This window comes from Streptomyces sp. NPDC043867, assembly GCF_056435845.1.
This window is the reverse complement of sequence record NZ_JBWKDS010000012.1, coordinates 101,990-116,136: the sequence shown is the minus strand read 5'-3', so window position 1 is coordinate 116,136 and position 14,147 is coordinate 101,990. Positions and strand designations below refer to the sequence as shown.

Genomic DNA, 14,147 nt, shown 5'->3' with positions numbered 1-14,147 from the left:
CGGCCTCGGTCTCGGGACTGCGCCGTTCGCACCGGAACACCCGAGGGTGTACCGGACGAGCGGCCCGCACATCCCGGTGCGGATCGGCGAGGTCACCGTCACCGCGGGGATGAACAGCAAATCGTAGTCGAGGTTCGGCGCGACCCGTTGCCCGGAGGTGCGGAACCCTCCGCGGGCGACCGGCGGCGAGGGGGACACGCCCCTCGACATCACGGCCAACCGGCTTTGCACAGGAAGCAGTTCGGCCCGTGCGGACCTCGGAGCGGGCGCGTACGGCGTGACCTGGATCCGGCGGAGGCGGGGCGCGCGGAGCGCACCTGTCGTGCGGATCATGCGATGCGCCCCCGCTCAGTGCTTGAGGATCTTGGAGAGGAAGTCCTTGGCGCGGTCACTGTGCGGGTCGGTGAAGAACTCCTCGGGGGTGCGGTCCTCGACGATGCGGCCGTCGGACATGAAGACGACGCGGTTGGCGGCCGACCTCGCGAAGCCCATCTCGTGGGTGACGACGACCATCGTCATGCCGTCGCGGGCGAGTTGCTGCATGACCTCGAGGACTTCGTTGATCATCTCCGGGTCGAGGGCCGAGGTCGGCTCGTCGAACAGGAGTGCCTTGGGGTCCATGGCGAGGGCGCGGGCGATGGCCACGCGCTGCTGCTGGCCTCCCGAGAGCTGCGCCGGGTACTTGTCGGCCTGCTCGGCGACACCCACCCGGTCGAGGAGTTCGTGCGAGCGCTTGTCGGCCTCGGCCTTCTTGCGGCCGCGGACCTTGATCTGACCCAGTGAGAGGTTCTGCAGAACCGTCTTGTGGGCGAAGAGATTGAAGGACTGGAAGACCATGCCGACCTCGGCGCGGAGCCTGGCGAGGGCTTTGCCCTCGTCGGGCAGCGGCTGCCCGTCGAGCTTGATCGACCCGGAGTGGATCGTCTCCAGCCGGTTGATCGCCCTGCACAGTGTGGACTTGCCCGACCCCGAGGGGCCGATGACCACGACCACCTCCCCCTTGCCGACGGTGAGATCGATGTCCTGCAGGACATGCAGCTCGCCGTAGTACTTGTTCACGCCATGCAGTTCGATCAGCGGATCGACGGCCATCCCGGACCTGCCCACTCTCAGCCGTGTCGGTCAGCGCAAACTATCCACGCGCAACGGGACGCACCGAGCGACACGCCCTGCCCGCGATTAACCGTATTTGAGGGGACCGCGACGACGGCGAGGCGGTGCCGCCCCGCGGACCCCACGCCCTGCCGGCCACCGGACACCGCGGGGCCGGGGTGATCCGGACGGCGGCTGTCACGCCTCCGCGGCCTCCGCGTAGACCTGCGAGAGCTGCGGGGCGCCGTGCACCGCCCAGTCCAGGCCGGCCTCGACGACCGGGATCTCACGGCCCGACGCGAGGCGCACCGCGGGGGCGCCGCCGGGCCACACGTGCCAGGAGGCGCCGGGGACCGTCCGCACGACGACCGAGCCGAGATAGAGGCCCGCGTCGTTCGCCAGCCAGGGCAGCGCCTCCGGGTCGTCCCGCCAGCGGGGCAGGAGCTGGTCCAGAGCGGTCAACGAGGCCGGGGAGTCGTCCAGTTCGAGTCCGGCCATGGCGGCTTGGGAGCGGAGCAGCTCGCACTCCGAGAGCAGCTCGGCCACGCCCTCGGGGTCGTCCTCGAAGGCCGCGGCGAGCACCTGACTGCGCCCCGTGAGGTGCCGCCTGCGCCACCTGTCCAGGAAGGGGATGTCCATCACCGGCCTCTCCATCGGGGAACGTTCGCCGACGGGCCCGCGTTCCCGGCATGTCCACGAATGTATCGTGCGGCAGTTGATCACGGAATCATCCACCTTGACCGCGCCCGTCGAGGGGCCGGGGAGCAGCTCGGCGCAGGACGGCGAGGTGGCGGGGGATCTCGGGGGGTGAGACCTCCCAGGCGTGGGCCGGTTCGCCGGTGGTGTGCGGGCCGCGGGCCAGGGTGCGCGGCAGCCGCAGGCGTACCGGATGCGCGAGTGCCTCCAGCCTCAGGGTGACCGTCTCCAGCGGCACCGGCCCGGACGGACCCGGCTCGGCCACGGGGTACTGCACCACGGAGTGCCATCCGGGCGTGTGGACCGCCACCAGAGGCGGGCGGCACCCGGCCGCCCTGCGGGGCCCCCTCGCCGCCGCGACGCTCCTCTCCGCCGGCGACGGCGCCGACGCCGTCGCCGTCGCCGCCCAGGCCGACCGGACAACTCCGGTGTGTGCCGGGCCCCCTGGCGCCCGGGGCGACCTGACACCGGGTGAGTTCACCGCTCGTTCGGACGCGGCTCATTGACGCGTACCCGTCGCCTCCCTAGCTTCATGGTGCACCTGTCACCCCGTCGGTCACCGCTCTGGGAGGAACCGGGATGCGCCGATGTCTCTGGGGAGCGGCCGTGATCCTCGGCCTGTCGCTCGCCGGCCCGCCCGTCGCGTACGCCGAGTCCGCGGCCCCTGCCCGGGCCCCGCAAGCCGGTCCGCTTCCCCTGGAGCGGTTCTTCGACAACACTGCGGTCAGCGACGACGCACGGCCGGGCGAAGCCGACTTCGACGGTTCTGGACGCTCCCTGTCGGCACGGGACCTGACGGCCGCGGGCTGGACGCCCGGTCGCACGCTGACGGTCCAGGGCGCCCGGCTGACCTGGCCGCGCCGCGGGGCGGGCGAGCCCGACAACGTGCGCGCCGACGGACAGGCGGTGCGGCTGCGGGGCCGCGGGGACGCGCTCGCGTTCCTCGTCGCCGGCACCGGCGGCGGTGACGTGAGCGGCACGGGCGCGGTCCGGTACGCGAACGGCTCCGTCTCCTCGTACCGGCTGACCGCCCCCGACTGGCGCGTCGGTCCGCTCGCCACCAAGGCCGTGGCGCTGCCGCACCTCAACACGCCGGACGGCCGGCTCGCCGAGAAGACGCGACTGTACGTCGTCACGGTGCCGCTCGCGCGGGGCCGCGAGGTCGCCTCCGTGCGGCTCCCCCGGAACCGGGGACTGCACGTGTTCGCGCTCGCGGTGCGTCCCTCGACGCGCGCCTGGACGGGCAGTTGGGCCGCGGCGACCTCCGGCTACCAGGCCGTCGGTCCCTGGACGGACCGGACGCTGCGCCTGGTGGTGCACACCTCGGTGGGCGGGTCGCGCCTGCGCGTCCGGCTCGACAACACCTTCGCGTCCGCACCGGTGGACATCGGTGGCGCGACGGTTGCGGTCCAGGCGACGGGTGCGCGTCCGGCCGCCGCGCCCGTCCCGCTGTCCTTCCGGGGGGCGGCCGGGACCACCGTCCCCGCGGGCGCCCAGGCGTTCAGCGATCCCGTGGGCTTCGACGTGCCCGCGGACGCCGGTCTGCTCGTCAGCTTCCATCTGCCGGGGACGGTGACCGCGGCGCCCGTGCACCGGCTCGCGGTGCAGCGCTCGTACGTCAGCGAGCCCGGCGACCACGCCGGCGACTCGGCGCCCGACGCGTACACCTCCACGATCACCAGCTGGCCGCTGCTGACCGGAGTGGACGTGGGCGGCGGCCCCGGTTCCGTGGTGGTGCTCGGCGACTCCGTCACCGACGGGGAGAAGTCGGCGCCGGACACCGACCGGCGCTGGCCCGACCTGCTCGCCGACCGCATCCGCGCCTCCTCCGGCATCCCCCGCTACGGCGTCCTCAACCAGGGCGTCTCGGCGAACCGCGTGGTCACCGACCGCTATCCCGGCGACGGGGTCTCCACCGACAGCGGCGGGGTGAGCGCCCTGCACCGCCTCGACCGTGATGTCCTCGCGCAGACCTCGGCCCGTACGGCGGTCGTCTTCCAGGGCGTCAACGACGTGCGCTGGGGCGCGTCCGCGGACCAGGTGACGGCGGGGCTGAGCGAGATCGCGGACCGGGCCCACGCCCGCGGGATCCGGGTCCTCGCCGCGACGATCGCGCCCTGCGAGGGCGAGACCCTGTGCACCGCGGCGGCGGACGCGCAGCGGGTCGCGGTGAACGCGTGGATCCGGGACAACGACGAGTTCGACGGGGTCCTCGACTTCGACGCGGTGCTGCGGGATCCGCACCGCCCGGCGCGGCTGCGTCCCGCCTACGACAGCGGGGATCATCTGCATCCGGGGGACGCGGGGCTGGCGGCGCTGGCGGATTCCGTGGATCTGCGGCTGCTGGCGCCCTGGGAGTTGTCTTCGCGGGTCGGTAGGGCTTCGCCGCGCGTCCCCGGCGGCTACACGTCCAGGTCCACCACGACCGGCGCGTGGTCCGAGGCGCCCTTGCCCTTGCGCTCCTCGCGGTCCACGTAGGCGTCGGTGACGGCCTTGGCGAAGGTCTCGTTGCCGTAGACGAGGTCGATGCGCATGCCGCGGTTCTTGGGGAAGGCGAGCTGGCGGTAGTCCCAGTAGGTGAACGGCTGCTCGTACTTGAGGGGGCGCGGGACCACGTCCGAGAGGCCGGTCTCGCGCAGGGAGGCGAGGGCGGCGCGCTCGGCCGGGGTGACATGGGTGACGCCCTCGAAGGCGGCGACGTCGAAGACGTCCTCGTCCGTCGGCGCGACGTTGTAGTCCCCGAGGACCGCGAACGGGCGGCTGCCCGCCGCGTCACCCGCGACGGCCGCCCTCAGCGCCTCGAACCACTGGAGCTTGTACGCGTAGTGCGGGTGGCCGACCTCGCGTCCGTTCGGCACGTACACCGACCAGACGCGGGCCGGGCCGCAGGTCGCGGAGAGGGCGCGGGGCTCCTGCACGCCCTCGTAGCCAGGGTCGCCGGGCAGGCCCGTGACCACGTCCTCCAGGCCCACGCGGGAGAGCACCGCCACTCCGTTCCACCGGCCCGTGGCGTGCACCGCCGACTCGTAGCCCAGCTCGCGCAGCTGGTCGGCCGGGAAGGCCTCGAGGGTGGTCTTGGTCTCCTGGATGCACAGCACGTCGGTGCCGCTGCTCTCCAGCCAGGCCAGCAGCCTCGGGAGTCGGGCGGTGATCGAATTCACGTTCCAGGTGGCGATGCGCATGCCGTCCAACCTACCGGGCGGGTACGACAACGCGGTCGCTCAGACCTCCGCGGACGCTCCCGGCGCCAGCCGCAGGTGTTCCGAGCCGCCCAGGCTGCCGATCTGGTTGTCGTAGATCGGCCGGGCGAGGTCGGTGAGCAGGGCGTCGTGGATGTCGTACGCGCGCTGCGGCTTCACCTCGCGGACGTAGTCGATGACCTCGGAGATCTTGCTCCAGGGGGCCATGACCGGCAGCATCAGCGTCTCGACGCTCCGGTCGGGCACGGTGAGGGCGTCGCCGGGATGGAAGACGCGGCCGCCGTCGATCAGGTAGCCCACGTTGGTGACGCGCGGGATGTCCGGGTGGATCACCGCGTGCAGTTCGCCGTGCACCTGCACGTCGAAACCCGCGGCGGTGAAGGTGTCCCCGTGCCCGACGGTGTGCACCCGGCCCGGGAAGGCGGCGGAGATCTTCTCCGCGACGGACTTCAGGGTCCAGATCGCGGCGGCCGGGTTGGCCTCCATGGCGGCCCGCAGCCGCTCCTCGCTGAAGTGGTCCGGGTGCTCGTGGGTCACGAGGATCGCGTCCGCGCCGGCCGTGGCGTCCTCCTCGCTGAACCCACCCGGATCGAGGACGAGCGTCCGCCCGTCCTTCTCCAGACGGATGCAGGCGTGCGACTTCTTCGTGAGCTTCATGCGTCCATCCTGCCTCCGCCGACGCGCCGAGGGGCCGCGCAGGGTGGTGCTCCCGGCACCCGGCTCCGTCCTGCCGCACCGGGGAGAGTGCGGCGGCGCACCGGGCGCGCGGCGGCCCTCGGGGCCCGGGCGCTCACTCCTGGGGGGTGGTCTCCTCCCGGATGACCTGCTGCGCCACCTTGAAGGCGCTGTTCGCGGCCGGGACACCGCAGTACACGGCGGCCTGGAGCAGCACTTCCTTGATCTCGTCCGGGGTGAGGCCGTTGCGGAGGGCGGCGCGGGTGTGGAAGACGAGCTCGTCGAGGTGACCGCCCGCGACCAGCGCGGTGAGCGTGACACAGCTGCGGGTGCGCCGGTCCAGGCCGGGACGGTCCCAGATCTCGCCCCACGCGTACCGGGTGACGAACTCCTGGAAGTCCCCGGAGAACGCGTCCGCGGAGGCCAGCGCCCGGTCGACGTGCGCGTCGCCGAGCACCTCCCGGCGGACCTTGATCCCGGCGTCGTAGGGATCGGGCCGGCCCAGCGCCTCGGGCTGCGCGACGGCGGGCGCGATCTCGGCGACGGGCGCCACCGGTGCGGGCGGGGCCGGAACCGGCTGTGCCGGGGCCGCCGGGACCGCCGTCTGGCCGGTCGCCGAGTCGAAGGCGTTCTGCCAGGCGGTGGAGAAGTGCCGTACGAGCAGGTCCGTGACGGCGGCGGGCTGTTCCACCGGCACCAGGTGCGAGGCGCCGGGTACGACGGCCAGCCGGGCGTCCGGGATGCCGGCGACCAGGGTGCGCGCCTCGGCGGGCCCGGTGACCCGGTCCTCGGAGCCGACCAGGACGAGCGTCGGCACCCCGATGCGGCCGAGCTCGGCACGGACGTCGAACGCGGCGAGGGCCTCGCAGGCCGCGATGTAGCAGCCCGGGTCGGTGGTCCGCACCATCTGCACGGCCCATTCGGTGATCGCGGGCTGGGCCGCGGCGAACCCGCCCGTGAACCACCGCTCCGGGGCCGAGCGCGCGATCGGCTCGAGCCCGTTCGTCCGTACGATCACGCCGCGCCGGCGGAACTCGTCGGCCGTACCGAAGCGAGGCGAGGCCGCGATCACGGCGAGGGAGGCGAGCCGCTGCGGGTGGCGCAGCGCCAGCTCGAGCCCGACCGCGCCGCCGAACGCGCAGCCCGCGTACCCGAACCGCTGGACGCCGAGCGCGTCGAGGGTGGCGAGCAGCCGCCCGGCCACCTCGGTGACGGAACCGGTCGGATACGCCGGCGCGCCGCCGTGCCCGGGGAGGTCGTACCGGAAGACCCGCCAGTGCTTCACGAGCTCCGGGACCTGCCGGTCCCACATGTGCCAGGTGGTACCCAGGGAGGGACCCAGGATCAGGACGGGGGCGTCTTCCGGCCCGTCAAAGCGGTATTGCAGGGTGTTCGGTGGTGTCTCGCTCACCCGTCAGACCCTCTCATCTCTCCCTGGATCTCACACGGCCGGTCCCAACCTAAGGGCTGATGCCTCTCTCACTACGACGGGCCCGGCACTGCCGGAAGCCTCGGGGTCCACGCCCTGGCTGCACCGGACGACCCCGTCGCGTCCCTGCGCGTCCGCCTTGCCTTCGCCGCGCTGCACATGGCGGGTGACAATGCCGCGCGTGCGGAAGGCGGAGGTCCCGAGCTGATCGATGCGGCGCTCGGCATCGTCTGCGACCTCATCGTTCCGCCGGCTCCGAGGCCGCCGGCAGCCAACAGCGCAACCTCTGTAGGTGAAGGGCCCGGAGTCCGCTCCGCCTGTGGAGCCTTCGAATCCTCCTCCTGAGCCTGGGAGTCCAACCCCGATCCGTTCGGCCTGGCCCGCCTGGCCCACCTCGACCGGGCCACCGGCCGGGTCATACGCCGCTACGAACGCGACCGGCCCGGCGAGCCGGTGCAGTCCACATCAAGAAGCCCGGTGCGCGGGTCTCGGCGCAGACGGGTCTGCACGCTGTCGTGCGGGGCCGCGGTGACGGCCGTCAGGCCGCCTGCCGCGTCGCGCGCCCGGGGTCCGCGACGTCCTTGCGGGTCCCCATCAGGTACACCACCAGGCCGAGGATGACCGCCAGGAAGAGCCCGCTCGTGACGACGGTGCCGAAGCCGAGGCCGCCGTCGCCGGCCGGCTGGGACAGGTAGTCGCCGATCGAGGCTCCGAGCGGGCGGGTGAGGATGTAGGCGATCCAGAAGCTCCACACCGCGTCCAGGCCCAGCGCGAAGTGCGCGACCGCCACGGCGGCGATGGCCAGCGCGAACAGGACCGCCGCGAGCCAGTAGCCCAGGTCCATGCGCTCGGAGACCAGGTCGCCGGCGGCCGTGCCGAGGGCGAAGGTGAACAGGACCGCCAGCCAGTAGAACGACTCACGGCTCGTGGTGTCGATGCTGTGGATCGACAGGGTCCGCTCACGCCGGTACCAGACGACGAAGACGACCGCGAGGACGAGCGCGAACACCGCCGTGCTCGTCTCCAGCGGTACGCCCATGTTGTCGGTGAGGTTGTCGCTGATCAGCGTGCCGACGACGCTGATCAGGGCGACGGCGAGCCAGTACACGCCCGCACGGTAGGCGGTCGTGCGGAACTGGACGACCAGGACCACCGCGAGCAGCGCGCTCATGAGCAAGGACACGCCGGTCAGGCCCAGGCCGGCCTTCTCGTTGAGCAGGTCGGCCGCGGTCTCGCCGACCGTCGTGCACAGCACCTTGATGATCCAGAAGTAGGCGGTGACCTCGGGGACCTTGTTCCAGCGCAGTCGGTGGGAGGGGGGAGCGGAGGTACTCGCGCCCGGTTCGGCCTCAGGAGTCTCGGAAAGTTCGTAGGTCATGGGGCAGGACGTTGCCAGCGGTTGCCTGAACGCATCCTGACTGCCGCGCGGCTTTCCCGGCCTCTCCGGGCCGGGCCTGATCACGATGGGGCCATGCACACCCGCGCCGCGTCCTGGCTGCGGCACCGGCACCGGCACCGGTCATGGACCCTCCTCGCCCTGGGCGACCTCGACCTCGTGGTGGAAGTCGACGACGCCTGCTGTTCCGGCGGCGACGGACAGGACCGTGCAGGCCACGAGGAGGAACGCGGTACGGCGGGTGGTGCGCGCGCGCTTCCCGGAGGGTGCGAGGAGGGCGGCGACACGCTGCGGCACCGGGCCGGTCGTCGCCGCGGGTGCGAAGTCGGGACGCGTGGACGGGGAGGCGTGGCCGGCCAGGGCGGCGCGGGCTATGGCCGTGGCGATCAGGCGCCGGTCTCCGGTGACCTCGGCGGCGGCCTCGTCGGCGGCCCGCTCGGCGGCGAGCCGGATGGTGGCGCGGGTGGTGCGCAGGGCGGGGTGGCAGTGGGCGGCGAGTTCGGCGGCGGCCAGGAAGTAGTGGTGGCCGGCGCGGTTGTGGGCGCGTTCATGGGCGAACAGGGCCTCACGCTCGGCGGGGCCGAGGCTGCGCAGCATGGCGGTGGTGACGACGATGCGGTGGGGCCGTCCGGGCAGAGCGTACGCGTCCGGATCGGGCGAGTCGATCACGCACAGGTCACCTGCGGCGGGGCGGCGGCCGGCCTGCGTGCGGGCGGTACGGAAGGCGCGGGCCTGCCGGAAGGCCGAGCGTACGAGGGTCCAGGCGCTGAGGGTGAGCGCTCCGGTGGCCGCCATGGCGGCGGGGAGGACGAGGTGGTCCGAGGGGGTTCGCAGCGGGTGGATGAGTTCGCCGAGGGCGGCGAGGGCGGGGAGTTTGAGCAGTCCGGTCAGGACCAGGGCGCCGAGGGCGGCGACGCAGGCTCCCGCCAGTGCCAGGGCCGATGCCGTGAGGACCCACAGTGCGGTGGCGGGGGTCAGGCGGTCGAGGGTTCGGCGGGCCAGCGTCGGCGCGAGGAAGGGCAGGAGCAGCGGTACGAACAGCAGAACGGTCATCGCTCGTCACCTTCCAGAAGCCGGCGCAGGTGCTCCTCGTCGCCGGGGCTGAGCTGAGCGACGAAGCGAGCGAGGACCGTCTCCCGGTCGGTGTCCCGGTCGAGTTCGGTGTGCATGCGCCGGGCGGTCAGTCCGGCGGCGTCCTGCACGGGGAAGTAGGCGTAGCCACGGCCCTGCCGCTCACGGCTGACGACGCCCTTCTCATGCAGACGGGCCAGTATCGTCGCGACCGTCGTCCGCGCCAGGCCGAAGTCGAGTTCGGTCTGCACCCGCCCTGGCGTGAGCGGGGCACCGGCGGCCCACAGAGCGGCCATGACGGCGGCTTCGAGCTCGCCGGCCGGCCGCCTCTCGTCCCTCGCGTCTGTCATGGGAACGTTCCTCATTCCGCCATCGTCTACAGTTCAGTAGACCGTCTACAGGATTGTAGTCAGTCGTCGGATGCCGCCGTGCCACCGTTCTGCCGCGTCCGACGGTCCGGAAGAAGGATGAAGGGGCCCCCGACGATGACCACAGCGATGCACCTATCGTCGCAGCTCGCCGTCAATGTGCTGGATGCCCGGTCGCTGCTGTCCGCCTTCGGCGTGCTGGGCGTGGGCGTGGTGCTGTTCGCGGAGACCGGGCTGCTGGTCGGTTTCTTCCTGCCGGGCGACTCGCTGCTGTTCACGGCCGGTCTGCTGTGCACCGGGACCGCCGACCGGGGTCTGCAGCTGTCACTCGTCCCGCTCCTGGTCGCCGCGGCGGTGGGTGCGGTTGCGGGCGCGCAGTGCGGATACCTCCTGGGCCGCAGAGCGGGCGGCTCGCTGCTCGCCCGCAGCCGCTCGGCCCGCCTGCACGACGGGGCGGGACGCGCGGAGGAGCTGCTCGAGCGCTACGGATACGCGAAGGCGATCGTGCTGGCCCGCTTCGTTCCGGTGGTGCGCACGGTCCTGAACCCGATGGCCGGCGCCCTGGGGGTCCCTGTGCGCACGTTCACCGTGTGGCAGGTGACCGGCGGGCTGGTGTGGAGCCTGGGTCTCACTCTGGCGGGCTACGCGCTGGGCTCCTCGGTACCCGACGTGGACCGCTATCTGCTGCCGATCGTCGCGGTGATCGTGGCCCTGTCGCTGATTCCGGTCGCCTCCGAGGTGTACCGCTCGCGCCGGGACGCGAAGGCGAAGGAGGCACGCGGATGATTCTCGCGCTCAGCGGCTCGTCGGTCGACGGCCCGGCCTACACCGACGTGGTGAACCTCGCCCGGCACGCGCCCGCGTGGCTGGACGACACGGTGTCGGCCTGGTCGACGTACGGGCTCGCCCTGTTCGCGCTGCTCATGGCCGTCGGCTGGTGGCGTGCCCGGTGGGTGGGCGCCACCGCGTCGGTGACAGCACTCGCCGTACCGTTCGTGGTGGTCGTCTCCTACGGGGTGGACGCGGTGCTGAAGCTGCTGGTGCGGGAGGACCGCCCCTGCCGGAGCCTGCGGGTGGCCACGCTGGAGGCATGTCCCGCGCCCGGTGACTGGTCCTTCCCCAGCAATCACGCGGCCATCGCCGCCGCGGCGGCCGTCGCCCTGCTGTTCGTCTCCCGCCGGCTCGGCGCGGTCGCCGCGGTGGCCGCCTGCGCGATGGCGGCCTCGCGTGTCTGGGTCGGCGCACACTACCCCCACGACGTGCTGGCAGGGGTCGTGGTGGGTGCTCTGGCTGCTCTGCTCGTCATGTCGGCACTGCGCGGGCGTGCGGAGGCCGCAGCCTCTCGGCTCACGGCCACCCGCCTGCGTCCGCTGCTGGTGGTGTCATGAGGCGCGGCGAGGTCGCCGACCTGGCCGGCAGCTGCGGCCTCGGCGCGTGGACGGCGTTCGGCGTGCTGACCATGGTCGTGGTGGGCCACGCCGGCATACCGCTGTTCACGGACGCCGATTTGCTCGCGTGGTCCACCGGCCACCGGCCCGACGTGGCGGTGGCGTTCGCCCGCGGGCTGACCGGCACCGGGACCGGTGTGGTCCCGTTCGCGCTGGTGGTGCTGGCCGCGGTCGTCGCGGGGCGCACCCGCCGGCAGCGCGCGGTGGCCGTCGCGCTCTCTCTGGGCTGCCTCGGTGCGGGCCAGGCGCTGCGGTACGCGCTGATGGCGCTCGTCACCCGGCCGAGGCCACCCCTGGCGGACTGGGCGACACATGCCTCGGGATGGGCGTTCCCGTCCGGTCACACCACCACGGCGGCCCTCACCGCGGGACTTCTGATCATCGCCGTCCGCGTGCGCGGCCCGCGCGGCCGGACCCCGCTCACGCTGGTCATCGGCGGGTGGGGCGCGTCGGTCGGACTGACCCGCGTCTACCTCGGAGTGCACTGGTTCACCGACGTCGTCGGCGGCTGGCTGTTCGCCCTCGGCTGGCTGGGCGTGTGCCTGTGCGCTGTGGCCCGCTGGCTTCCCGAGCGATGGACCCCCGGCACGACGGACACGGAAACGGACTCGGCGCGAGGGACGGCAGAACCGATGGGCAGCACAGCGGCGGGCCGGACGGACACGGCAGCGGACCGGACCGACGCAGCGCCGGAACGGACGGACGCGGCACGAGAGCCGAAGGAGGACCATGCGCCCCACGATCCTGGTCGTCGAGGACGATCACGCCCTGCGTGACGTGCTGATGCGCGGGTTGCGCGACGAGGACTTCGATGCCGTGCCCGCGCCGGACGGCGCCACCGCGCTGCGGCTGGCCACCACCGGCATCTCCGCCGCCGTGCTCGACATCGGGCTGCCCGACGCCGACGGACGCGACGTGTGCCAGGCGATGCGCGCGAACGGCTTCCTCTCCCCCGTCATCTTCCTGACCGCCCATCACCGCCTGCCCGACCGGCTGTCCGGGTTCTCGGCCGGAGGCGACGACTACCTGCCCAAGCCGTTCCACCTCGCAGAACTCGCGGCCCGCCTGCGGGCAGCCCTCAAACGGTCCGCGCCGCCGCCTTCCGCCACAGCGGGCGACCTGACCCTGGACGCCGTCCGGCACGTGGTCGGTGTCCGAGGCACCCGAGTCGATCTGACACCCACCGAGTTCCGCCTCCTGGCCGCTCTCATGGCGGCTTCCGGCGACATCGTGCGCCGCCGCGAGCTGGTCCGGGCCGGCTGGCCCGAGGGCGCCCAGGTCCACGACAACACCCTCGACCAGTACCTGACCCGACTACGCCGCAAGCTGCGCGAGGCAGGCAGCGACCGGACCATCGGCACGGCCCGGGGGATCGGCCACCGGCTGTCATGAGCGGTGCCCGCCACCGGCCACGGTCCACCGTGACCGCCGTCCTCCACCGTCTGGCACCCCGCACGCTGCGCGGCCGGCTCTCACTCGTGGCCCTCAGCACGGCCGCGCTGCTGATGCTGGTCCTCACCGTCGCCTTCGACGTCATCGCCCAGCGCCACCTCCAGCACCAGGCGGACGACGAACTGCGCACCCGCGCCACCGCCGTCGCGACGACCGTCGACACCGGCGGCACGACCGTACGCATCCTGGAGACCTCCCACGACGAACTCCTCGACGCCAACGTGTGGATCTACGCCGGCCGGCGCCTGCTGGAAAAGCCGCCGAACGCCGGCCGCCTGACCCGCATCGCCGACGCACTCGCCGTGCGCGGCGGGCGGCGCTGCGTCACCGCCGACGTCCATGGCCCCCTCCGGCTGTGCTCCCAGCCGGTGTCCGGAGAGAAGAGCGAGGCTCTGGTGGTCGCCGCTCTGGACCTCTCCCCCTACCGGAGTTCGGCCGACACCCTGCTCCTCGGATCGCTCGCCCTGGACGCCGTGATGCTCGCCTCCACCTACGCCCTGACCCGGCTGGCGGTAGGCCGCGCGCTGCGCCCGGTCCGCACGATGACGGACCAGGCCACCCAGTGGAGCGCCGTCGCCTCCGAAGAACGCTTCGCCGGCATGCGGCACCCGGTCGAACTCGCCCGCCTGGGTGCGTCGCTGGACGCGATACTGGACCGCATCCGCACCCTTCTGCGGCACGAGCGGCAGCTCACCGGGGAACTCTCGCACGAGCTGCGTACGCCGCTGAGCCGGATCATCGCCGAACTCGACTGGTGGCGGACCCGCCCCCGAAGCGCCGACCAGACCCACGCCACCCACAAGGTCATCGCGGAAGCCGCCCAGTCCATGCGCACCATCTGCGACACCCTCCTGGACGACGCCCGCGGCGGGGCACTCACCGCGCCCGGCATCGCCGAGGTGGTGCCCGCGCTACGACGGCTCACCGCACTGCCCGACGTGCCCGGCCACGTGACGGTCACCGTGGACGGCCCACGTCTGCTGGCCGGAGTCCCGGCCGCCCTCCTCGAACGCATCGTCAGCCCGCTCCTCACCAACGCCTGCCGCTACGCCCGCTCCGAGGTCGCCCTCCGCGCCCATCGCGCACCCGACGGCGTACACGTCGAGGTCATCGACGACGGACCCGGCGTACCGCACCGGTTCGCCGGACAGCTCTTCGAGCCCGGTCGGCGCGCGGATCCCGGCGACGGACACAGCGGGGCGGGCCTGGGACTGCCGCTGGCGCGACGCCTGGCCCGCTCGGCCGGCGGCGAGGTGACGTACGACCCCGGACACACCCCCGGGGCACGGTTCGTGGTCAGCCTGCCCGCCGGGTAACGGC

At 73.0% G+C, this 14,147-nt stretch carries 15 protein-coding genes and 1 pseudogene; 7 read left to right on the top strand and 9 right to left on the bottom strand.

The window, feature by feature from the left end; all coding sequences use genetic code 11:
* Positions 1-348: 348 nt before the first annotated feature.
* The 3 genes and pseudogenes from AC069T_RS14655 to AC069T_RS14645 form a co-directional block, all read right to left on the bottom strand.
* Positions 349-1,092: an amino acid ABC transporter ATP-binding protein gene (locus AC069T_RS14655; protein WP_478783080.1), complete on the bottom strand. Its 744-nt coding sequence runs from the start codon at positions 1,090-1,092 to the stop codon at positions 349-351.
* A gap of 198 nt (positions 1,093-1,290) precedes the next feature.
* Positions 1,291-1,731: a DUF6278 family protein gene (locus AC069T_RS14650; RefSeq protein WP_478783153.1), complete on the bottom strand. Its 441-nt coding sequence runs from the start codon at positions 1,729-1,731 to the stop codon at positions 1,291-1,293.
* A gap of 127 nt (positions 1,732-1,858) precedes the next feature.
* Positions 1,859-2,110 (bottom strand): annotated as a pseudogene (locus AC069T_RS14645) (ArsR/SmtB family transcription factor); the annotation flags it as partial.
* Here AC069T_RS14645 and AC069T_RS14640 point away from each other — a divergent pair.
* Together AC069T_RS14640 and AC069T_RS14635 are read left to right on the top strand one after the other, a co-directional pair.
* On the top strand, positions 2,085-2,294 hold the full coding sequence (locus AC069T_RS14640) for a hypothetical protein (RefSeq protein WP_478783157.1): 210 nt from the start codon (positions 2,085-2,087) through the stop codon (positions 2,292-2,294). The pseudogene AC069T_RS14645 and the gene AC069T_RS14640 overlap by 26 nt on opposite strands.
* 73 nt (positions 2,295-2,367) lie before the next feature.
* On the top strand, positions 2,368-4,266 hold the full coding sequence (locus AC069T_RS14635; protein ID WP_478783079.1) for an SGNH/GDSL hydrolase family protein: 1,899 nt from the start codon (positions 2,368-2,370) through the stop codon (positions 4,264-4,266).
* On the opposite strand, the gene AC069T_RS14630 is transcribed toward AC069T_RS14635, so the two are convergent.
* From AC069T_RS14630 to AC069T_RS14605, 6 genes are all read right to left on the bottom strand, one after another.
* The gene (locus tag AC069T_RS14630) at positions 4,191-4,970 is read right to left on the bottom strand and encodes an exodeoxyribonuclease III (RefSeq protein WP_478783078.1); all 780 of its coding nucleotides are present in this window, start codon (positions 4,968-4,970) and stop codon (positions 4,191-4,193) included. The genes AC069T_RS14635 and AC069T_RS14630 overlap by 76 nt on opposite strands.
* Before the next feature lie 39 nt (positions 4,971-5,009).
* Positions 5,010-5,645: an MBL fold metallo-hydrolase gene (locus AC069T_RS14625; protein ID WP_478783077.1), complete on the bottom strand. Its 636-nt coding sequence runs from the start codon at positions 5,643-5,645 to the stop codon at positions 5,010-5,012.
* Positions 5,646-5,778: 133 nt separating this feature from the next.
* Entirely contained in the window at positions 5,779-7,074 is a 1,296-nt protein-coding gene (gene pcaDC / locus AC069T_RS14620) for a bifunctional 3-oxoadipate enol-lactonase/4-carboxymuconolactone decarboxylase PcaDC (RefSeq protein ID WP_478783076.1), read from the bottom strand.
* 556 nt (positions 7,075-7,630) lie between these two features.
* On the bottom strand, positions 7,631-8,470 hold the full coding sequence (locus tag AC069T_RS14615) for a COG4705 family protein (RefSeq protein ID WP_478783075.1): 840 nt from the start codon (positions 8,468-8,470) through the stop codon (positions 7,631-7,633).
* Between the two features lie 141 nt (positions 8,471-8,611).
* A complete protein-coding gene (locus AC069T_RS14610; protein ID WP_478783074.1) occupies positions 8,612-9,541 on the bottom strand; it encodes a M48 family metalloprotease in 930 nt (309 codons plus the stop codon).
* A complete protein-coding gene (locus AC069T_RS14605) occupies positions 9,538-9,909 on the bottom strand; it encodes a BlaI/MecI/CopY family transcriptional regulator (RefSeq protein WP_478783073.1) in 372 nt (123 codons plus the stop codon). Before AC069T_RS14605 ends, AC069T_RS14610 begins: the two co-directional genes overlap by 4 nt.
* Positions 9,910-10,044: 135 nt before the next feature.
* Between AC069T_RS14605 and AC069T_RS14600 the strand changes: the two genes are divergently transcribed.
* Genes AC069T_RS14600 through AC069T_RS14580 form a run of 5 tightly spaced genes read left to right on the top strand, consistent with a single transcriptional unit; the run spans position 10,045 to position 14,143 of the window.
* Positions 10,045-10,713 (top strand): DedA family protein, encoded by a 669-nt coding sequence (locus AC069T_RS14600; RefSeq protein WP_478783072.1) that lies wholly within the window; start codon positions 10,045-10,047, stop codon positions 10,711-10,713.
* Positions 10,710-11,315, top strand: a complete 606-nt coding sequence (locus tag AC069T_RS14595) for a phosphatase PAP2 family protein (RefSeq protein ID WP_478783071.1) — start codon at positions 10,710-10,712, stop codon at positions 11,313-11,315. Before AC069T_RS14600 ends, AC069T_RS14595 begins: the two co-directional genes overlap by 4 nt.
* On the top strand, positions 11,312-12,151 hold the full coding sequence (locus tag AC069T_RS14590) for a phosphatase PAP2 family protein (protein WP_478783070.1): 840 nt from the start codon (positions 11,312-11,314) through the stop codon (positions 12,149-12,151). The genes AC069T_RS14595 and AC069T_RS14590 overlap by 4 nt, the downstream gene beginning before the upstream one ends.
* The gene (locus AC069T_RS14585) at positions 12,105-12,767 is read left to right on the top strand and encodes a response regulator transcription factor (RefSeq protein WP_478783069.1); all 663 of its coding nucleotides are present in this window, start codon (positions 12,105-12,107) and stop codon (positions 12,765-12,767) included. The genes AC069T_RS14590 and AC069T_RS14585 overlap by 47 nt, the downstream gene beginning before the upstream one ends.
* Positions 12,764-14,143, top strand: a complete 1,380-nt coding sequence (locus AC069T_RS14580) for a sensor histidine kinase (RefSeq protein WP_478783068.1) — start codon at positions 12,764-12,766, stop codon at positions 14,141-14,143. Before AC069T_RS14585 ends, AC069T_RS14580 begins: the two co-directional genes overlap by 4 nt.
* Positions 14,144-14,147: the final 4 nt, after the last annotated feature.